The organism is Paenibacillus sp. EKM211P (assembly GCF_011066175.1).
In the GTDB taxonomy this organism is placed as follows: Bacteria; Bacillota; Bacilli; order Paenibacillales; family Paenibacillaceae; genus Paenibacillus; species Paenibacillus polymyxa.
On sequence record NZ_JAAMNS010000092.1, the window covers coordinates 1 to 238 of the forward strand.

A 238-nucleotide genomic window follows, 5' to 3' on the forward strand; every position below is an offset into this window, starting at 1 on the left:
TCCCTGATAGCTCAGTTGGTAGAGCACTCGACTGTTAATCGAGTTGTCACAGGTTCGAGTCCTGTTCGGGGAGCCATTTGCTCTCATAGCTCAGTAGGTAGAGTGCATCCATGGTAAGGATGAGGTCACCGGTTCGATCCCGGTTGAGAGCTTGTTACAGGATGGCCCGTTGGTCAAGGGGTTAAGACACCTCCCTTTCACGGAGGTAACAGGGGTTCGAATCCCCTACGGGTCATAG

At 52.9% G+C, this 238-nt stretch carries 3 tRNA genes; all 3 read left to right on the plus strand.

Going from position 1 to position 238, the window contains the following annotated elements:
- The 3 genes from G9G57_RS25520 (at position 1) to G9G57_RS25530 (ending at position 235) form a co-directional block, all read left to right on the plus strand.
- Positions 1–76 (plus strand) — tRNA-Asn (locus G9G57_RS25520).
- 3 nt (positions 77–79) lie between these two features.
- Positions 80–152 (plus strand) — tRNA-Thr (locus G9G57_RS25525).
- Positions 153–163: 11 nt separating this feature from the next.
- A tRNA-Glu gene (locus G9G57_RS25530) sits at positions 164–235 on the plus strand.
- The last annotated feature ends 3 nt before the right edge of the window (positions 236–238 follow it).